Source organism: Flavobacterium sp. 270, from assembly GCF_004368785.1.
In the GTDB taxonomy this organism is placed as follows: domain Bacteria; phylum Bacteroidota; class Bacteroidia; order Flavobacteriales; family Flavobacteriaceae; genus Flavobacterium.
Genome location: NZ_SODM01000002.1, coordinates 791,648 through 811,557, shown reverse-complemented (window position 1 = coordinate 811,557; position 19,910 = coordinate 791,648). Strand labels below are relative to the sequence as shown.

The following is a 19,910-nucleotide window of genomic DNA, read 5'->3' as shown; positions in this document are numbered from 1 at the left end:
TTCTCGGTACTTAAATTTTGATCTTCGAACATCGATAAATAACAAGGTTAATCAAGGATTTAAAAAGTGCTTTTTGTATTTTTGTGCCAAATTATTTTTATGAAATCGTTACTCTACAGATATAGAAAATTCTTTATCGTCTTAATTATATTTTCCGCCATTACTTTATCCTTGTTTTATTCGGCTTTAAAGCCACAAAAAACATTGCCAATTTATAACCCTGCCGATGTAAATCCTGAATTGGTTGACAGTACAATTCAATACAAAAGTAAATATCATACCATTGCAGATTTTTCGTTTGTAAACCAAAACGGAGATACGATTACTCAAAAGAATTATGAAGGAAAAATTTATGTAGCCGACTTTTTCTTTACTACTTGTGGTTCCATCTGTCCTAAAATGTCAACCAATCTTGTTGATGTTCAAAAAGCAGTTTTAAAAAATCCGAAAGTTATGCTGCTTTCTCATACTGTTTTTCCAGAAGTTGACAGCGTTTCTGTTTTAAAAGCATATGCCATAAAATATGGAGTTGTAGACAGCAAATGGAATTTGGTTACGGGCGATAAAAAACAAATTTACACGATGGCCAGAAAATCTTATTTGGCTGTAAAATTGGGCAGACCCGATCAGCTTTATGATATGGTTCATACAGAGAACTTTGTTTTGGTAGATCAAAAAAGACGTGTTCGCGGTTTTTATGATGGTACTAATAAAGACGAAATCAAACGTCTTTTAGAAGATATAGACTTCTTGAGCAAAGAATAAACCTTATTTTTAGAAACATTTAGCATTTGTCAGGGCATTAAATACCTTGACATATAGAATAATTACCTATTTTTGCAATCTAAATTCAATCTAAATAAGCTTTGCAAAATACTATTCATTCCCTAAAAAAAGGCGAGAAAGCCATTATCAAAGATTTTGATATCGATCTTATTCCTCTAAAATTACTAGAAATGGGTTGTTTGCCGGGCAGTATGGTTGAATTACTTCAAATTGCTCCTTTTGGAGATCCTTTATATTTGGATATTAACGGTTCGCATGTTGCTATTAGAATTGAAACTGCTCGTGAAATTGAAGTTGAACTTATCAAAAACAATTTGTAATGAGCATTCAGAATATCAATGTTGCCCTTATTGGAAATCCAAATACCGGAAAAACTTCCGTTTTTAATCAGCTTACAGGACTAAATCAACAAGTTGGGAATTATCCCGGAATTACAGTTGAGAAGAAAATAGGTTTCTGTAAATTACCTCATAACATCAAAGCCAACATTCTTGACTTGCCTGGAACTTATAGTTTGAATGCTAGTTCTATGGATGAAAGTGTTGTTATTGAACTTTTATTAAATAAAAACGACAAATTATATCCCGATGTTGCTGTTGTTGTAACTGATGTTGAAAATCTGAAAAGAAATTTACTGATTTATACTCAGATTAAAGACCTAGAAATCCCGACGATTTTAGTCATAAATATGGCCGATCGTATGGAAAGAAAAGGAATTACAATTGATATTCCGTATTTGGAAGAAAAACTAAAAACCAAAATTGCCTTAGTAAGTTCTAGAAAAGGCCACGGAATTGAGGAGTTAAAAGAGCTTATTGTTGCTTATAAAACCGTTCCTCACGAATCTTGTTTAAATGCTTCTGTTATTGATCGTGAATATTTTGAAAAACTGCAACATGCATTTCCGAATCAATTATTATACAAATTGTGGCTGGTAATTACGCAGGACGTTAACTTTTCGAATTTAGATCGAAATGAAATTCGCAGCACTTTTACCAAATCACATTCAGAATTAAAACGTTTGCAACAACAAGAAACCATAAAACGTTATCAATTTATAAATGAGGTTTTAAAAGAAGGTCTAAAAGTTGATGTTTCTATGGCAAAAGACATAAGAGCAAAACTTGATCGTGTATTAACTCATAAAGTTTGGGGTTACGTTATCTTCTTTGCGATTTTGTTTGTTATTTTTCAGTCAATATTCTCTTGGTCAACAATCCCAATGGATTTTATTGACAGCACTTTTGCTTCATTAAGTGCCTGGACTGCAGCTTCCCTACCGAGCGGTATTTTAACCGATTTACTTTCAGAAGGAATTATTCCGGGAATTGGTGGTGTTATTATTTTTATTCCTCAGATTGCTTTCTTGTTTTTGTTTATTTCAATTCTAGAAGAAAGTGGTTATATGAGCAGGGTTGTCTTTTTGATGGATAAAATCATGCGCCGATTTGGGCTTTCAGGAAAAAGCGTTGTGCCTTTGATTTCAGGAACTGCGTGTGCAATTCCGGCTATTATGGCAACCCGAAATATAGAAAACTGGAAAGAACGTCTTATTACGATTTTGGTAACGCCGTTTACGACTTGTTCTGCAAGATTACCCGTATATGCTATTATCATTTCATTGGTGATTCCAAGCAAACGTGTTTTCGGAATTCTAAATCTTCAAGGTTTAACGCTGATGCTCCTTTACGTTATAGGATTTGTTGCAGCAATTATTTCGGCTTATGTTTTAAACAAAGTTTTAAAACTAAATACCAAAACGTATTTTGTTGTTGAAATGCCAAGCTATAAAATGCCTCTTTTTAAGAATGTTGGAATCAATGTTATTGAGAAAACAAAAGCTTTTATTGTTGGCGCAGGTAAAATCATTTTGGCAATATCTGTTATTTTATGGTTTTTGGCTTCTTATGGGCCCGGAAAAGATTTTAACGAGGCTGAAGCTATCGTAAAAGAAAGAACGGCTGAAAAGCATTTAAATGAAATTGATTTTGAAAACGAAGTAAACTCTCAAAAACTAGAGAATTCGTATATCGGTTTAATGGGAAGAGCTATCGAACCGGCAATTGCTCCATTAGGTTATGACTGGAAAATCGGAATTGCCTTAATCAGCTCCTTTGCCGCGCGTGAAGTTTTTGTGGGAACTTTGGCAACTATCTACAGCGTTGGAGACAGCGATAATGAAGCAACCATAAAAAGTAAAATGCAGCAAGAAGTAAATCCGCAAACGGGTAATAAGATATTTAATTTTGCTTCGGGTATTTCTCTTTTGTTATTTTATGCCTTTGCCATGCAGTGTGCCAGTACGCTTGCTATTACTAAAAAAGAAACCAACTCTTGGAAATGGCCGGCTATGCAGCTTGTTTTTATGAGTGGTCTCGCTTATTTTGCTGCGCTGATTGCGTATCAAATTCTAAAATAAAAAATCATGATACAAGAAATTATAGCCTTTGCCATATTAGCTTTTGCCGTCTTCTTTTTGATAAAAAAATTCTTTTGGAAATCTAAAAAGAAAAAAGATTGTGGAGATGGGAATTGCGGATGTTCGTAATTTAAGATTCTTAAGCACTGAGTTGCTAAGCTTCTAAGATTTAAAACTATTATAAAAATACATAAACCTTTGTCTAAGTTTAAAAACTATGACAAAGGTTTTTTCTATTTTATGCTATTTTAGATTTGTCTCTTTTTGATACAATAAAGACTTATTGGTTCTCTTCTTGAAACAACAGGCTTCTTAACTTTATAACTTTAATAATTTAAAGAAAGCTAAAGATGTCAGAATCAGAAAGAACAGAGATTATCAGAGATAACAGAGTAGCGAGATTATTATGGTTTACACTTGGGTGTATGTGTGCAACCGTTTTTCATTTTGTCTTTAAAAACTAACCAGACTTACTTCACTCCTTCCCATTCCGCGTAAAACTGCGCCAGAAAAGATTCCATAAAGCGGTGTCTTTCTGCTGCGATTTGTTTTCCGGTTTCGGTATTCATTTTGTCTTTTAGAAGTAAAAGTTTTTCGTAAAAATGATTTATAGTGGGTGCATTATTCTTTTTGTACTCTTCCTTACTCATATTCGTAATTGGAGCAATTTCTGGATTATACAATGCGCGGTTTTTAAATCCTCCATAATTAAAAGCCCTTGCAACGCCAATTGCTCCAATTGCGTCTAGACGATCAGCATCTTGTACAATATCCAATTCGACAGAAGAAAACTTCTTCTCGAAATTGCCGCCTTTGTACGAGATGTTTTCTATAATGTTTACGACATGTTTTATAATATCCTCCGACACATTTTCAGATTCCAAAAACAAACGTGCCGTTTTTGGCCCGATAGTTTCATCGCCATTATGGAATTTGCTGTCGGCAATATCATGAAGTAAGGCACCAAGCTGTACAACTATCAAATAACAATCGGTATCTTTAGAAATTAAGAATGCATTTTTATAAACACGCTCGATATGAAACCAATCATGTCCACCTTCTGCATCATTCAATTTTTCTTTTACAAAGGCAATTGTTTTTTCTATTAATTCTGTGTGATTCATGTTACTTTTTTTGATTTTTTAATTGCTTTTTTATTTGATGAAAATGGACAAATATTTCTTAAACTTCAACAAGAACATTGTTGCATTAAGAAAAAGGCGAAAAATTGACTTCAAAAAAAATGTTGATTGTCAAAGATTTACCAGCTTTTCCAATCAACATGATTTTTTTATTTTACAAATGCAACTTTATTGCGTTTGTTTGAATTTTTTCAATCTAAACTCTAAAATCTGAATTTTTTAAAGTCTTGCAGGTTCAACCCACTTGAAAATATGAGACTCTTTTGGGATCACAATTCTCTCTGAAATTTTAGCCATACGGGCTGGTAATTTCATTAAATAATCACGAGCTTTTTCTGCTTCATCAGTTAAATTAGAAATCTTATCAATTTCCCATTTATCAATTAACTTTTGCATAATATCTACATAATCGTTTGCAGTGTAAACTCCAATACGTTGCGCTGAATCTGAAAATTGTTCAAAAGCAGAACTTATTTTCTGGCCAGATTCTCTTAAGAAATGAGCCGGCATAACGATTTTTTGTTTCATCATATATTGAAACGCCAACATCATTTCGCTAGGATCAACTGCAAAAATTCTTGTTACAAATTCGCTGTATGCATGATGATGACGCATTTCGTCTCCTGCAATCATTTTACACATTTTAGACAATTTATTATCTCCAAATTTCTTAGCCATTTGAGCTACTCTATTGTGAGATACATAAGTTGCCAATTCCTGAAAACTGGTATATACAAAGTTTTTGTACGGATCAGATCCAGTACCAATATCAAAACCGTCGTTGATTAAGTGCTGTGTCGTCATTTCGATTTCACGCATATTCACACGACCAGACAAATACAAGTATTTATTTAGTAAATCACCGTGGCGGTTTTCTTCTCCGGTCCATTGACGGATCCATTTAGACCAACCATTTCCACCATTTTCAACTTGATTTACTCCTTCTACATCCATCAACCAAGATTCGTATGTTGGTAAAGCTTCTTCGGTGATGGTATCACCAACAAGCGTAACCCAGAAATCATATGGTAGTTCTTTAGCAATTTCGCGTAATTCTCTAACTTCTTCAAAGAAGTTGTCTCCTTCAGAATTAGGCAAAAAATCAGACGGCTGCCAAATTTTTTCAACTGGAATTAAATACTGTTCTACGAAGCTATCCACGTTTTTTTCCAAAAACTGCATAACTTCTAATCTAATGTTTTTTATAGACATTACTCATTTTAGTTTGGGACCTAAGGTTTAGAATTCACTAAACGCAAAAATCTATTTATATTCATTTACTCCTTCTACAACTGCCTTTTCTGTCAATGCCATTAAATCTGCAAAATCATAATCTTTTACAGCCATTGCTTTGTGTACGGTAAAGGTAAGGCGATTTCCTAAACCTACAGGAAACATTCCGTATCTAACCATTTTCCAAGAATTGTTGATACTTACCGGAACAACATACGCTGACGGCGCATATTTACATAAGATTTTTAACCCGCTTTGGGCAAATTCTTTTGGTTTTCCAGTTTTGCTTCGGGTACCTTCAGGGAAAATTACGGCAGATCTAGTGTTTTTTTCGATATATTCAGACAAGCCTTTGATTACAGGAATCGCTTGTTTAGGGTCTTTACGGTCAATTAGCACCGATCCGCCATGTCTCAAATTGAAAGAAACACTTGGAATACCGCTGCCTAACTCTTTCTTACTTACAAATTTACAATGAAAACGTCTAAAGTACCAAATCATTGCCACGATATCGTACATACTTTGATGATTAGAAACAAAAATGATAGGAACTCCGGTTGGAATTGTTTCGCGGTTTTCGATCTTATAAGTTGTTCCCACAAGATTTGTACATCTTAAAAGGAAAAAATTTAAATAGTCAACACTTTTTTTATGAGCCTGATAACCAAACAGATTTAGACAGATCCATTGTATTGGATGAAAAATAGCCAGACAAAACCCAAAACATAAATAATAAATTACAGATATTGGATACGAAATTATCTTTTGCATGCTTGAAAAATTTAAGGCCAAAAGTAATAAATATATTTTTAGCGGTATTAAAATTAAAAACAATAACCCGTTTTCTGGTTTAATTGTACCTTTGCCCTATAAATTTGCAAATTTTTTCTGAATTAAATGAACTTTACTTATCCAAAAAACGAACGTTTAAAAAGCAAAACAACAATTGGTCTACTTTTTTCTGAAGGAAAATCGGTTTCAAAATATCCTTTGCGTTTGGTTTATCGTGCTGGAGAACCTGAAGCTGATGAAAAAATTAAACTTGGCGTTTCGGTTTCTAAGAAATACTTTAAAAAAGCGGTTGATCGCAATTACTTCAAACGTGTGCTGAGAGAAACCTATCGATTAAATAAACATTTGCTTTGGGATAATGTAAATGGAAATTATTCTATTATGTTTTTTTATCAAACCAAAGACCGATTATCTTACGAAGAAATCAATACCAAAACGATTCAATTGTTTGAGAAATTTCTTTTACAAATAAACAAAACCACCGATTCTGAAAACAAAACAGAATTGTAAGACTCAAAACATAAGTTTGTTTATCAAATTAGACAAAAAATTATAAAAAAATTGTAGTTTTAGCTCTAAATTGAAATTTTATGCGACATATTCTTTATTTATTATTTTTTGCTCTGATTTTGACAAGTTGTGCTAAAGAACAGCACGAGGAAGCATCTAATGATATTAAAATTTCTGCCGTAAAACTTCCTGCCAAGAAAATGGAATCCAGTGGTGATTATGATAGAGATAGTCCCGCACCAGATGAAATTCAACAAAAAATAATAAAACAAGCGTATCTTAAATTTGAAACAAGTGACTTAAAAGACACGGCAGATCAAATTCAGAAAGCAATAAAAGAAAATAAAGGATCTGTTCAAAATGATTCTGAAGAAAAAGGATATGGTACCGAATCAAGAAACCTAATCGTTCGTGTTCCGAGTCAGAATTTTGATGCCTTTTTACAATCTATTTCAAAAGGAGTTTCTTATTTTGATACCAAACAGATTTCTGCAGATAATGTAACAGCAGAATATATTGATCTTGATTCAAGATTAAAAACGAAACGTAAATTAGAAGATCGTTATTTACAAATATTGCAAAAAGCCACTAAAATTAGTGAAATATTAGAAATTGAAAAACAACTTTCTATCATCCGGGAAGAAATTGAATCAAAACAAGGCCAGTTAAAATATATGGAAAGCCGTGTTTCTGAAAGCACATTTACTATTGAGTTTTATAAAACAATAGCAGAAAAAGAAGGCGTAAAAGTTTCGTACGGATCAAAAATACTAACCGCTATACAATCGGGATTTTTCGGATTGTCAAGTTTGTTTATATGGCTGATAAGCATTTGGCCTTTTATCATCATATTTTGTTTACTTGCCTATTTTATTAGAAGAAGATTTAAAAGAAAAAAAATATAATCATGTATCCTTATTTCAAAAAGAAGTTTGTTATCCCTGCTGTTGCAGCAGGATTTTTATTTGTTGGAACCAGTTTTAAAGAAGATTTCTTTGAAATTGCCAAACAGATAGAAATTTTTACAACTTTATTCAAAGCCGTAAATACAAATTATGTAGACGAAACTAATCCAGGAGATTTGATGGACAAAGCCATTAAAAGCATGCTGGGAAGTTTGGATCCTTATACTGTTTATTTTAACGAACAAGATGTCGTTAATTTTAAAATCAACAATACCGGCGAATATACCGGAATTGGCGCCATGATTGCCAGAAAGAAAGACCGCTTAATTGTTCGCGAGCCTTATAAAAATTATCCTGCGGATAAAGCGGGACTAAAAGCCGGAGACGAAATTATTCAAATTGGAGATATTTTAGTTGCTGATTACAAAGATGATACTTCCCAATTATTGAAGGGAACTAAAAACACCAAAATCAATATCAAATATCTGCGTCAGGGTAAAATGAATACGACGGTTTTGGTTTTGGATGAAGTGGATATCAAATCTGTTCCATTTTACGGAAAAATTGACGACAAAACGGGTTATATCGTTTTGGCACATTTTAGCAGAAAAGCAGCGGCAGAAGTTAAAGAGGCGCTTGAAAAACTGAAAGCTGATGGAGCAAAACAAATTGTTCTTGATTTAAGAGGAAATCCTGGCGGTCTGCTAAATGAAGCGATTGATATTTGTAATTTGTTTGTTCCTAAAAATGAAGTTATTGTAACAACTAAATCAAGAATTGAGAAGCATAACAATACGTATAAAACTACGAAAGAACCTGTAGATACAGAAATTCCACTGGCTATTTTGGTGAATGGAAGAAGTGCTTCTGCTTCTGAAATTGTATCGGGAGCTTTGCAGGATTTAGACCGCGCCGTAATTTTAGGAAGCCGTAGTTTTGGAAAAGGTTTGGTACAGCGTTCTGTTGACCTGACTTATGGAACGCAGTTAAAAGTTACAATTTCAAGATATTATACACCATCCGGACGTTGTATTCAGGCGTTGGATTATGCGCATAAAGATAAAAATGGCGTAGCACAGAAAACGGATGCTAAAAACTTTAATGCTTTTAAAACCAGAAAAGGCAGAACTGTTTTTGACGGAGGCGGTGTTTTACCAGACATCGAATTGGATGAAACTAAAATGAGTCCGATTACGACTGCTTTGCTAAAAAATGATGGCATTTTTGATTATGCAACTACTTACTATTATAAAAATCCAAATTTAGGAGATAAAATACCGACGCTTACAGATGCTGATTACACAAGCTTTAAGCAATATTTGAAAACAAACAAAATTAGTTTTGATACTGAAACTGAAGTAGCACTTAAAAACACTTTGGCTGCTGCAAAAAATGAGAAAATAGACGAAACAATTGCTCCGGAATACCAACAATTAGTCGCTGCACTAGAAAAAAGCGAAAACACTTTATTGGATAAAAACCAAAAAGAAATTAAGAATCTGATTTTGGAAGAGCTTATTAAAAGATACCAATATCAGGAAGGTTTGTATCAGTATTATATCAAAAATAATTCAGAAATTAAAAGAGCAGTGAACGTATTAAATAACCAAACAGAATATAAATCCATTTTAAAAATGTAGTGAATGAAGATAACTTTAGTCCTATTTGTATTTTTTATTTACACTTTAGAGGCGCAGCAAAAACCAGTAGAAACCATTTATTTTGATTTTGATAAATACGATCTTACTGCCTCTCAGGAGAATGTTGTTGCCTATTTTATAAAAAATATAGATACTTCTAAAGTTGAATCTGTACAGATTTATGGATATTGCGATGATCGTGGTACCGACGATTATAATTTTCGGTTATCGCAAAACCGGGTTATTACCATACAAAAACTATTAGTTGCTTCTGGATTTAAGCAAAGTAAAATTGTTATTCTTGAAGGTAAAGGACGTGTTGTTGTAAGAGCTGATACGGTTGAAAACTTAACTGAAACCCGTTTAAGAAATCGACGGGTTGATTTAATTGTTGTTAAAAAGAATAGTTTCGGAAAGGGCATTTATTCTTCTTTTAAAGATGACCTGAAAGTTGGCGACAAAATCTGTTTAGACAATCTCTTATTTGATATTGGAAGTGCAAAACTGACTCATTCTTCCAAAAAAACACTGGATAAAATTGCAAAGACCTTACAAACGCATCCCAATTTTAAGTTTGAAATTAGAGGTCACGTTTGCTGTACTCCAGAAATTTATACCGACGGAATTGATAGAGCAACTAAAGAAAGGAGACTTTCCTGGAACCGTGCTAAAACAGTTTTCTTCTATCTTATGACTAAAAAAGTATCCAAAAGCCGTATGACTTTTCTTGGCTGTGGTAATAAATATCCGTTGGGAAAAGGTGATAATTTTGACAGACGTGTGGAATTTGTGATTACTAAGATTTAGTTTTTTTTAAAGGTACTAAGGTTCAGAGTTACTGAGACGCTAAGGTTTTGAAAACTGGACAAAATGATAAACGAGTTTATTTTCTTTTGCCACAAATTAAAAGGATTTTCACAGATTATATTTCTAATTAAGTTTTAGAAAAATCTTTTTAATCCTTTTAATTTGTGGCAAAAAACTAAACAATAAGTTTAACCTCGAACCATATCAATATGCTCAATATCGTCTTCGAGATACATTTCGCTGATTTGCACAAAACCGTGACTTTCATAGAATTTCTTCAAGTATAACTGAGCGCCAATTGTAATTTTATCTTTTTCAAAGTTTGATTTAATTCCTGCAATAGCTTCACGCATCAAATCGTGTCCCCATTTTTTGTCACGATAATTGGCATCAACCACAACTCTTCCGATCGAAGCATTATCAAAACTAATTCCTGCATCAAATAATCGGGCATAGGCAACCGTTTTTCCATCGTATTCTCCAATTAGATGCAAAGCAATTTTATCTTTACCATCAATATCCAAATACACGCAGTTTTGCTCTAATACAAAGATCTCACTTCGCAATTTCAGCAAATCATATAACTCCGAAACTGTTAGTGCCTCAAACGGCTTTATTTTCCATTTTAATTCCATTCTTCTTATTCTATATTCTTAAAATTATCTTTTATCGATTTTTATCGACTTTATAATGGCTTCTAGATTCAACATTAAGTCGCGTTCTTGATTTGATGGTGAATAACAAAAACCTTCAACAACCAAAACTCGATTATAGGTTTCGTCAAGAACAGCATAATTTATAAACGGGCCGGCCATGTAATCGTTTTTTAATTCCCAGGCGCCTTTCGTTTCATAAGCTTTTTTACCGTCTAATGTCGTTGTAAAAAAATAAGGCGCATAAGCTTCGCCCGTTATCATTGGTGTATTGGCTTCGCGTCCTTTTATAAAACGGCCAATAGAATCGCGCATTTTAACAATATTCTCGACAACATTTGATTTGTTTTTGAAGTTATGCAACGGAACCTGATAAATCAACAGACTTGTACTGCCACTGATAATATCGTTTTTAAGCCAGATAAAATTCTTTTTATGCATCATGTATTCATAACCTGAAGGAATTTGAAGGTCTACATGAAATTTGTTTTTGATAATCGCCGGACTTAATAACGATTTACTGTTGTCTTCCTGAATTTTTTGAATTTCAGCATCTCGTATCACTTTTATTATTTCTGCGGCATTCAATTCGATGCTGCAAATAATATCATCGACAGATTTTCCATAAATACGAAAAGTGTTGTGAGGAAGTGATTTACTGTGGGTTATTTCAAATTTGTCAGTAGCTGCTTTTTTAACTACAATAATACTTCGGCTATCGGTTACGAAACCTTCGAGCAATCTGGCAGGATATTGATTGATGTTGAATAACGGTTCTTCTTGTGTAAGTCCTAAAACTGGTGAAGCAAATTTATTTCTAATCGTATCTCCAACTTCTCCATACCACAACTGATCGTCGATAATAATAGAAATCGTATTGGTTTTACCAGAAACCGGCTCTGCTTTTCTTTCGTTTTTAAAACACGAAATAAACAGAAACGGAAGTATTAGAAATAAAAAATGGGTTTTATTCATTTTAACAAGTTATGAAATAAAACCCAAATTTAAATAAGATTTTTGATTATCCGTTGATTTTAAGTTTCATTCCGGGTTTTAACTCTTCATCTTTAATGCCATTCCATTTTTTAATATCTGAAATTGTTACTCCTGGATATTTTTTAGAAATGCTGTATAATGAATCTCCCTTTTTAACGTAATAATCTTCTGAATTATTTTTAGCAGAATATCCTTTTTTCTTAAAAGAATCTACTGAATTTGAAGCAATAGCAGTAGCGGTAGTTGTCGTTGGTGTTTCATCAAGTTCAACGTTAACTTTTGTAACCACTAATGTTTTCCCTAATCCAATATTGTTTGAAGTTAGTTTATTTAATTCTTTGATTTCAGCAATTGTTGTATTGAATTTTTTAGCAATGCTTCCTAAATTATCTCCAGCTGCAACTACATATTCTTGTATTAGTGGAGCATTTTTATCTTTATCATCAGCAGACGCAATAGCTTCTTCTGGTTTTTTATCCACTACAGGAGTTGATTTTACCTCTTTAGAACTTTTAGCATCGTCATTAGATTTAATTTTCAATGTTTTACCTAATGCAACAGAATTGGATTTAAGGTTATTCCATTTCTTTAAATCGATGATATCTACATTGTATTTCGCAGCAATTTCTCCTAGATTATCTCCTTTTCTGACTTTGTAAAACTCAACGTTTTTGGATAATTCATCAGTTGGTTTTGCAACAGCTTTAACTTTTGGTGCAATTTTTAAAGCTAATCTTGACGGAATAGTTTTAAATTCTGATTGATGTTTTACGTAAGCATAAATTTGATTTTCGTTTGAAACAAAAGTTGCAATTTTATCTTTTGGTAAACGTAAGAAATGTTGTTCTCCTTGATAGTAAGGTACTACATTTAATTTATAAGAAGGATTTAAAAGCTGAATTTGAGATTGTGGCATGTCTAACAAATCTGCAATCTGTTTGAAAGACATTTGATTTTTGACACAAACGGTATCTGTTTCAAAATTTTTGACAACGGCTCTTTCTGGGTTGATTCCGTGTTCTTTATGATATTCAAAAAGATACATTGTTGCTAAAAAAGCAGGAACATAACCTTGAGTTTCTTTTGGAAGATAATTTCTAATGTCCCAGTAACTTGTTTTTCCGCCAGAACGACGAATAGCTTTAGTTACATTTCCCGGACCTGAATTATAAGAGGCTAAAACAAGCTCCCAATCACCAAAAACATTAAACATTTTGGTCATGTAATCTGAAGCTGCTGCAGTTGCCCTAAGTGGATCGCTTCTTTCGTCTATATAAGAATCGATTTTTAAAGCGTATTGTTTTCCGGTTCCGTACATAAACTGCCAAAGTCCTGTTGCGCCCATTTGAGAAACTGCTTTAGGATTTAAAGCAGATTCTACAACGGCTAAATATTTTATTTCCAGAGGAACGTTGTGTTGTGCAAAACTTTCTTCAAAAATTGGGAAATAATATTCTGATAAAGCCATTAATCGAGAAAACGATTTTTTTCGGTTCTTAAGAAATGACTTTATTATGTTTTCTAAACCTTGATTGTATTCTATATTAAAAGGTGATTTCTCATTCATGGCCTGCAGACGCTGTTTTAGCAATTCTGTTGGCAATTCTTCATCAACTGTAACGTCTTTATTGATGGTTTGAATGTCTTTTGAAAGATCATCATAAATATCCAAACTCACTAACTCATTCATCCAAAGACTGTCAACTTTTGTTGCCATTACGTCTTTTTTGAAAGTGCTTTTAATTGAATCTAAATAGGATAATTTTACTTCAGGCTTGATCTCAAGTTCTGCTTTTGCAGTTTCCTGCGCGAACATCGACATTGATAAAAAAGCGGTGACCACTAAAGAGATTTTTTTTACAATCATATAACATTTTTTTAAAATCCTGTAACTCAAATAATTATAGGAACCTTATTTTTGCAAATCTAAGGCCTTTATTGAATAAAAAAACGCAAAAAAATGTTAATTGTTATATTTTAGTCTAAAATCGCTGCGATTCCAGGTAAAACTTTTCCTTCTAACATTTCTAGCATTGCCCCGCCGCCAGTAGAAACATAGCTCATTTTGTCTTCAAAACCGAACTGTTTTACTGCTGCAACAGAATCACCCCCTCCTACTAAAGAAAATGCTCCGTTTTTGGTAGATTCTGCAATAAAATCACCTAAAGCTATTGTTCCTTTAGAGAAAGTTTCCATCTCAAAAACGCCTAATGGACCATTCCATAAGATTGTTTTAGAATCTAAGATTACTTTTTTGAAGTTCTCTAAAGATTTTGGACCTGCGTCAAGTCCCTGCCATCCGTCTGGAATTGCAGTTACGTCTACAACCTGAGTGTTTGCTGTATTTGAGAAATCATCTGCAGCAACAACATCTACCGGAATATGTATCTGAACGCCTTTTTCTTTTGCTAATCTTAAAATTTCAAGAGCTAATTCTTGTTTATCATCTTCACAGATAGATTCTCCAATTTTACCACCTTGTGCTTTAATGAAAGTAAATGTCATTCCGCCTCCGATGATCATGTGATCTACTTTGTCTAAGATATTTTCGATAACTGTAATTTTTGAAGAAACTTTAGATCCTCCAAGAATAGCAGTTACTGGTTTTTCGCTGTTTTTAAGAACTTTGTTTAAACTGTCAATTTCTTTTGCCAATAATGTTCCGAAACATTTATCGTTTGGAAAAAATTGTGCAATAATAGTTGTCGAAGCATGTGCTCTGTGAGCTGTACCAAAAGCATCGTTTACATAAATATCTCCAAGTGATGCTAATTCTTTTGCAAAACCAACATCTCCAGCTTCTTCTTCGTTATGAAAACGTAAATTTTCTAATAGTAATACTTCACCTGGGTTTAAATTCTTAGCTGCTGTTTGTGCTTCTTCGCCAATACAGTTTGCTGCAAACTTCACCTGAACTCCTAAAATCTCAGAAGCTGTTTTTAAAATGTGTTTTAAAGAATATTTTTCTTCTACTCCTTTTGGTCTTCCTAAATGCGACATTAAAATTACACTTCCGCCTTGTGCTAAAATAGCATCAATAGTTGGTTTTGCAGCTTCAATACGTGTTGCATCAGTTACATTAAAGTTTTCATCCAACGGTACATTAAAGTCTACACGGATAATTGCTTTTTTATTTTTAAAGTCGAAATCGTTTAAAGTTTTCATTTGCTAAATATTTAATTTTTTTGAAAGAATAACAAATATAGAACTTTTAAAGTAGTATTAAATTTCAATAAAGTAAAAATAACTACTTAATAAAAACGAAAACGTTGTAATTTATGAAAATAAACAAATTAACTTTCAAAAAAGATAAAAATATCTGCTTAATCGTGAACTGGACTTTGTGTACAAGGACAATTACTGATGGCTTGTAAGAAGTCAAATCCGATAGTTACAACGTGAGTACCGGTGTTGTAACTTCCTAAATCGTTGAACATGATTTGGTATGAATATCCAAAATAAAATTTAGATTTCATAAAACCTGCCATTGGTCCAACTGATAAAGGTTTTGGGAATTGGTCGTTTAAGAAACGATACGAAACTCCAACCCAATAGTAATCTTCGTAACGATTGTATCGTCTATACTTAAAGTTAAAATCGGTAGTCGAACGTTTATCACTCGCAAAATATTGGTAGAATACAGATGGTTCGTATTCGATACGGTTATTTTCTCCATCTCTAAATGTATAACCGGTATAAACCTGATAGTTTGAAAGTAAGTTTGGTTCTACTCCTCTGTACTTATTTACATTTTTCTTTAAAACGTTGTTGGCATTAAAACTTAGATAAAATCCTCTGTTTCGGTACAATGCACTAATATCAAAGTTGTTGTTGTTATTAGAACGATTATCTGTAATCGCAGGATCAAATACTGGTGCTCCTCCGTTTGGATTGGTATAATCAAAATCGTTAACGTCTATTCTGAAATTATTAAAGTTATATGAAATACCAAAAGACAAATACTGCTGTGAATAATAATCCAAGATTAGGTGATGTGCAAAAGAAACTTTTGCACCAGTTTGTCTTGTGTAACCATTCTTATCATTATAAATCGAGATTCCGACTCCTGAACGATCTAAAACTCTAAAATCGGCATAAACAGATTGGTTATCAGGAGCATCTTTAATACCTACCCATTGCGTAAGACCGTTGGCTCTAATTCTAAGATTATCACCAATACCGGCATAAGCTGGAGAAAGTATAAAAGGGTTGTCGGCCAAATATTGCGTAAACACTGGTAGGTTTAACTCTTGGCTGTAACTTGTTGTTACAGCCATGAGTACTAAGGATAAAAATAATTTTTTCATTGTAATAATTTTTTTAGACAACATCATAGGGGCAATTATTTTGTTATCTGTATAGAGTGAAATGTCCTACGAACGATCTGTTGTCTTTTGGATCATTTAATTTAACAACATACCAGTAGTCACCGGTTGGTAATTCAGCACCATCATATTTACCATCCCATTTTTCACCGTAGTGATATTTAGCAACTACACGTCCGTATCTGTCAAAGATGTCGAATGTAAGATTGTCATAAATTAATGTACAACCTGGACCCCACTCGTCAAACTGACCATCACCGTTTGGTGTAAAGTGGTCTGGCATACAAATATCGATAAACGTTTTAGGAACCTGGATTGTTACTGTACAGCCATTTTGGTCTCTTACAATTACTTCATAAATTCCTGTTTTATAGATTTTGAATTTGTTTGATGATGTGAATGCTTCACCATTAAAACTGTATTCGTATGCAGGAGAACCTCCACCAGCTACAACTTCAATAATGTTTGCATCTTCAATAGAACCTTTATCAGCAACAACTTCTACAAGTGTTAACGGTTGAACTGTTTTGATTACAAACTCTGTTTTCGCTTCACATCCATTAGTATGTCTTACTGTTACAAAGTGGTTACCCGGAGCAACATTAGTGAAAATGTTATTTACTGTATATGTACCAGTACCGTCAAGTTTATAATCAATTTCGCTATGATCTGCATAACCCGGATCAATAGTAACAGAATTAGCTGCCATATTATTCACACAGTCATAATTAACCACATTTGTTGGTTTAAGAATTACCGCTTCTGGCATCTTAACTTCTACTGCACTTATACAACCATTTGTATCTTTAATATAAACATTGTGAGTACCTCCTTTAAGACCAGTGTAATCTTTAATATTACCTGTGAATGGTAGGAATGGTCCGTTATCCTTATCTAGACTTTCAAAATATGGAGCTGTTCCTCCAACAATTTGAATACTAAATGCTGCGTCTTTATCTCCATCACAAATTTCTGGGATGATAGAATTTGGAACTACAGATGCAATTAGAAGATCTGGTGATGTTATAACAATGTCATAAACGTTGTTACATCCTAAAATATCCTGAACAATTACTTTGTAAGTACCTGCTGCCAGACGATCAAATACATTGCTTTCAACAAATTGATCTAAATTAGGAGAAATCGCATATTTGATTATTCCTGTTCCACCAGATGCTGTAATGATAATTTTACCATTCTTCTCATTGTAACATTTTACAGGGAAAGCCTCATAAGTAGAAGTCAACGCATTTTGTGGTTCTCCAACAGTTATAACTGCTGAATCTATCTCACAATCAAAACTCTTAACATGTACAATATATTTACCTGCACTAAGATTTGCGAAAATTCCATCGTTTTGAGCTGGTCTAATCTCGGCTCTTAATTCATTCAATAATGTATACACATAACTTCCAAGACCATCTTTAGCCTCTGCAATAATTAAGGCGCTGCCTTCTCCTTTACAATTAACAATTGCATTAGATAAATCTAAATCTATTGATAATGGCACTATTGGCGCAATAACAACATCATTAGAAACAAAACTTACACATCCGTGACTGTCTTTGACAAAATAACGGTGAGAACCTGCAGTCACTGCAAAAGTTACTGAAGAAGCAAAACTTGCACTATAATTAGTTCCGTCTTCACTATAAGTATATGGCCCTGTTCCTCCAACTACACTTAACTTAAGTGTTGCGTTTGTAAGACAAGTTATAGCCGTATTTATAGTTAAACTCGGTTCAATAATAGGCGGATCAGTAATTGTTATTGCTGCAGATGTAGTTTCACAACTAAAAGCATCTTTAACCGTAACAGTATATGTTCCTGCTCCTAAATCTGTAAAGATGTTAGAAACGAATGGTCCTGAAACGATAACTTCTGATCCATTAATATAGTTTAAATAATAAGTATAATCACGTCCTTGACCTCCTGTTGGAGCTGCAACTGTAATTACAGCATCTTTAGCACCATAACAACTTAACACACTTACATTTGCTGAAGCGGTGAAAGCAATTGGATCTGGAACAACTAATATAACTGTTGTTGTTGCAATACATCCTTTGCTGTCTTTAACACTAACTGTATAAGTTCCTGCTGTTAAGTTCTCAAAAGAGAATTGATCAGAATATGTTACATTTATTGGACCCGACAATTGGTATTGGTAATCTCCAATCCAACCACCTGTTGCGCTTACAGTAATAGAACCATCATTATTTCCTGATAAACAAGTAATAGCAGTATGAACTTCGTTTATAGCTAATATTTCTAAAGGCTGTGAAATTGTAAAGTTTGTTGTAACTGTACATTCTGGGCCTCCAATTAACTTAGCAGTAACCGTATACTGTCCAGCTGTTAATCCTGAAACTCTAATTGGACCTACACCTGTAGTTGTTCCGCTACTAGGAACTGGACCAGTGATTGTATATGCAAATGGTCCTGCATCATTTGATGGCGTAGGGAAATTATCTACAAAAGTTAAATCTACCGCTCCATCTGATGTGCCGTAACAAATTTCACCTCCGTTAATTGGCGATGCTACGATTACAAACGTATTTGGATCAAACACATCGTAATAAGTCTTAATCGTACAACCTGTTGCAGGATTTTCGACAGTAACTAAATAGTTTCCTATTCCTAAATCTGAAAATAATCCATTTGTATTAGATCTATTATATGCTGCGCCTGTAACATTTGTCACTGTATAGTTTAACAATGCTGGAGTTCCACCTTCTGTAGTAACTGTTACTTGCATTGTTTCTGAATTGATACAAGTTATAGGAATTACTGGTGCCGCTGTTACATCTGTCATCGTAATAAATGATGGAACAATTATCGGTGCTGTTGAGCTTCCCTCACAACCTAAATCATCCAATACTCTTATAGAATATGTTCCGCCTGCAAGGTTTGTTAGATTATAAACATTAGAAGGTCCGCTTTGTACCACAACTCCGTTTATGTCTTTAAACTCATAAACAATATAGTTTTGAGATCCTCCTGTTACAGAATTAACTGTAATAGATGCATTTTTAGTAGTGTTTGTGCCCGTTGTACAAGTAAACGGAGAAACAACTGGAGCATTAACAACAATTACAGCTGGCTGATCTACGGCTATACTAGCTGTAGCAGAACAACCTTTTCCTGATGTTACTGTAACAGTATAATTTCCTGCTGGAAGATCATTGAATATACTAGAATCTTGAGGAATTCTGGTAATTGCACCTCCAACTAAACTATACTTATAAACAGGATCTGTGTTTGAAGCATTCAGTGTAACTGAAATACTACCGTTAGATCCACCAAAACAAGATACTTTTTCTGGTGTTAGAGTTATTCCTGTAACAGGAATAGCTTGCTCAATTACTTGAATAATCTGTGCCTCACATCCTGTTACTATATCTCTCACTTTAAAAGTATATGTACCAAAACCTAATCCTGTAAATATAGGATTTACCTGAGATGTCAACCAATTATCTTTAGTATAAAGATAACTGCTAGGAGTTGAAATTGTACCACCTGTAGCAGACAACGTAACATTTCCGTTAGGATCATTACATGTAGGCAATAAGCTAATATCAGAAGTAACTGTTAATGGCTCAAGTATCGTTAAGTTAACCGTATTACCGCATCCGTTCACATCATGGACCGCAACACTGTGAGCCCCTGATGATAAACCTGAAATCGTAAATGGAACTGTGCCTG

General features: G+C 33.6%; 17 protein-coding genes. 8 read left to right on the top strand and 9 right to left on the bottom strand.

Features of this window, described 5'->3' with window-relative positions; translation table 11 throughout:
- Window positions 1-99 precede the first annotated feature (99 nt).
- From EV144_RS10800 to EV144_RS10785, 4 genes are all read left to right on the top strand, one after another.
- Window positions 100-765 carry an SCO family protein gene (locus tag EV144_RS10800; RefSeq protein ID WP_134148698.1) on the top strand — a complete coding sequence of 222 codons (666 nt, stop codon included), beginning with the start codon at window positions 100-102 and terminating at the stop codon, window positions 763-765.
- A 101-nt stretch (window positions 766-866) separates the two neighbouring features.
- Entirely contained in the window at window positions 867-1,106 is a 240-nt protein-coding gene (locus tag EV144_RS10795) for a ferrous iron transport protein A (protein ID WP_134148697.1), read from the top strand.
- Complete coding sequence (gene feoB, locus EV144_RS10790; protein ID WP_134148695.1) at window positions 1,106-3,205, top strand: ferrous iron transport protein B; 2,100 nt, start codon at window positions 1,106-1,108, stop codon at window positions 3,203-3,205. The genes EV144_RS10795 and feoB overlap by 1 nt, the downstream gene beginning before the upstream one ends.
- 6 nt (window positions 3,206-3,211) lie before the next feature.
- Window positions 3,212-3,334 carry a FeoB-associated Cys-rich membrane protein gene (locus EV144_RS10785; protein WP_081491463.1) on the top strand — a complete coding sequence of 41 codons (123 nt, stop codon included), beginning with the start codon at window positions 3,212-3,214 and terminating at the stop codon, window positions 3,332-3,334.
- Between the two features lie 341 nt (window positions 3,335-3,675).
- On the opposite strand, the gene EV144_RS10780 is transcribed toward EV144_RS10785, so the two are convergent.
- The 3 genes from EV144_RS10780 to EV144_RS10770 form a co-directional block, all read right to left on the bottom strand.
- On the bottom strand, window positions 3,676-4,329 hold the full coding sequence (locus EV144_RS10780) for an HD domain-containing protein (protein WP_134148693.1): 654 nt from the start codon (window positions 4,327-4,329) through the stop codon (window positions 3,676-3,678).
- A gap of 237 nt (window positions 4,330-4,566) precedes the next feature.
- Complete coding sequence (locus tag EV144_RS10775) at window positions 4,567-5,559, bottom strand: acyl-ACP desaturase (protein ID WP_134148692.1); 993 nt, start codon at window positions 5,557-5,559, stop codon at window positions 4,567-4,569.
- 51 nt (window positions 5,560-5,610) lie between these two features.
- On the bottom strand, window positions 5,611-6,351 hold the full coding sequence (locus EV144_RS10770) for a lysophospholipid acyltransferase family protein (RefSeq protein WP_134148690.1): 741 nt from the start codon (window positions 6,349-6,351) through the stop codon (window positions 5,611-5,613).
- Between the two features lie 126 nt (window positions 6,352-6,477).
- Here EV144_RS10770 and rnpA point away from each other — a divergent pair, with 126 nt between their 5' ends.
- The 4 genes from rnpA (at window position 6,478) to EV144_RS10750 (ending at window position 10,234) form a co-directional block, all read left to right on the top strand.
- Window positions 6,478-6,882, top strand: a complete 405-nt coding sequence (gene rnpA, locus EV144_RS10765) for a ribonuclease P protein component (protein WP_134148688.1) — start codon at window positions 6,478-6,480, stop codon at window positions 6,880-6,882.
- Window positions 6,883-6,962: 80 nt separating this feature from the next.
- Window positions 6,963-7,787, top strand: a complete 825-nt coding sequence (locus EV144_RS10760) for a DUF4349 domain-containing protein (RefSeq protein ID WP_134148686.1) — start codon at window positions 6,963-6,965, stop codon at window positions 7,785-7,787.
- A 2-nt stretch (window positions 7,788-7,789) separates the two neighbouring features.
- Window positions 7,790-9,427 carry a S41 family peptidase gene (locus tag EV144_RS10755; protein WP_134148684.1) on the top strand — a complete coding sequence of 546 codons (1,638 nt, stop codon included), beginning with the start codon at window positions 7,790-7,792 and terminating at the stop codon, window positions 9,425-9,427.
- Window positions 9,428-9,430: 3 nt separating this feature from the next.
- Window positions 9,431-10,234 (top strand): OmpA family protein, encoded by an 804-nt coding sequence (locus EV144_RS10750; protein ID WP_134148682.1) that lies wholly within the window; start codon window positions 9,431-9,433, stop codon window positions 10,232-10,234.
- A 188-nt stretch (window positions 10,235-10,422) separates the two neighbouring features.
- On the opposite strand, the gene EV144_RS10745 is transcribed toward EV144_RS10750, so the two are convergent.
- The 6 genes from EV144_RS10745 to EV144_RS24150 all read right to left on the bottom strand — a co-directional run.
- On the bottom strand, window positions 10,423-10,869 hold the full coding sequence (locus EV144_RS10745; RefSeq protein ID WP_134148680.1) for a GNAT family N-acetyltransferase: 447 nt from the start codon (window positions 10,867-10,869) through the stop codon (window positions 10,423-10,425).
- Window positions 10,870-10,893: 24 nt separating this feature from the next.
- Entirely contained in the window at window positions 10,894-11,862 is a 969-nt protein-coding gene (locus EV144_RS10740) for a DUF4837 family protein (RefSeq protein ID WP_134148679.1), read from the bottom strand.
- Between the two features lie 46 nt (window positions 11,863-11,908).
- Window positions 11,909-13,750, bottom strand: a complete 1,842-nt coding sequence (locus EV144_RS10735) for a LysM peptidoglycan-binding domain-containing protein (protein WP_134148677.1) — start codon at window positions 13,748-13,750, stop codon at window positions 11,909-11,911.
- Window positions 13,751-13,860: 110 nt separating this feature from the next.
- Entirely contained in the window at window positions 13,861-15,048 is a 1,188-nt protein-coding gene (locus EV144_RS10730) for a phosphoglycerate kinase (RefSeq protein WP_134148675.1), read from the bottom strand.
- Between the two features lie 158 nt (window positions 15,049-15,206).
- Window positions 15,207-16,190, bottom strand: coding sequence for a type IX secretion system membrane protein PorP/SprF (locus tag EV144_RS10725; protein ID WP_243854652.1), 984 nt, complete (start codon window positions 16,188-16,190; stop codon window positions 15,207-15,209).
- 43 nt (window positions 16,191-16,233) lie between these two features.
- On the bottom strand, window positions 16,234-19,910 hold a 3,677-nt coding region (locus tag EV144_RS24150; protein ID WP_166670561.1), incomplete at its 5' end, for a T9SS type B sorting domain-containing protein.

Bases quoted from the DNA above. Each gene is read 5' to 3' on its own strand.
- EV144_RS10730 (WP_134148675.1), bottom strand. From the start codon at position 15,048: ATGAAAACTTTAAACGATTTCGACTTTAAAAATAAAAAAGCAATTATC.
- EV144_RS10755 (WP_134148684.1), top strand. From the start codon at position 7,790: ATGTATCCTTATTTCAAAAAGAAGTTTGTTATCCCTGCTGTTGCAGCA.
- EV144_RS10770 (WP_134148690.1), bottom strand. From the start codon at position 6,351: ATGCAAAAGATAATTTCGTATCCAATATCTGTAATTTATTATTTATGT.
- EV144_RS10780 (WP_134148693.1), bottom strand. From the start codon at position 4,329: ATGAATCACACAGAATTAATAGAAAAAACAATTGCCTTTGTAAAAGAA.
- EV144_RS10735 (WP_134148677.1), bottom strand. From the start codon at position 13,750: ATGATTGTAAAAAAAATCTCTTTAGTGGTCACCGCTTTTTTATCAATG.
- EV144_RS10745 (WP_134148680.1), bottom strand. From the start codon at position 10,869: ATGGAATTAAAATGGAAAATAAAGCCGTTTGAGGCACTAACAGTTTCG.
- EV144_RS10740 (WP_134148679.1), bottom strand. From the start codon at position 11,862: ATGAATAAAACCCATTTTTTATTTCTAATACTTCCGTTTCTGTTTATT.
- EV144_RS10725 (WP_243854652.1), bottom strand. From the start codon at position 16,190: ATGAAAAAATTATTTTTATCCTTAGTACTCATGGCTGTAACAACAAGT.
- EV144_RS10750 (WP_134148682.1), top strand. From the start codon at position 9,431: ATGAAGATAACTTTAGTCCTATTTGTATTTTTTATTTACACTTTAGAG.
- EV144_RS10760 (WP_134148686.1), top strand. From the start codon at position 6,963: ATGCGACATATTCTTTATTTATTATTTTTTGCTCTGATTTTGACAAGT.
- EV144_RS10785 (WP_081491463.1), top strand. From the start codon at position 3,212: ATGATACAAGAAATTATAGCCTTTGCCATATTAGCTTTTGCCGTCTTC.
- feoB (WP_134148695.1), top strand. From the start codon at position 1,106: ATGAGCATTCAGAATATCAATGTTGCCCTTATTGGAAATCCAAATACC.
- rnpA (WP_134148688.1), top strand. From the start codon at position 6,478: ATGAACTTTACTTATCCAAAAAACGAACGTTTAAAAAGCAAAACAACA.
- EV144_RS10775 (WP_134148692.1), bottom strand. From the start codon at position 5,559: ATGTCTATAAAAAACATTAGATTAGAAGTTATGCAGTTTTTGGAAAAA.
- EV144_RS10800 (WP_134148698.1), top strand. From the start codon at position 100: ATGAAATCGTTACTCTACAGATATAGAAAATTCTTTATCGTCTTAATT.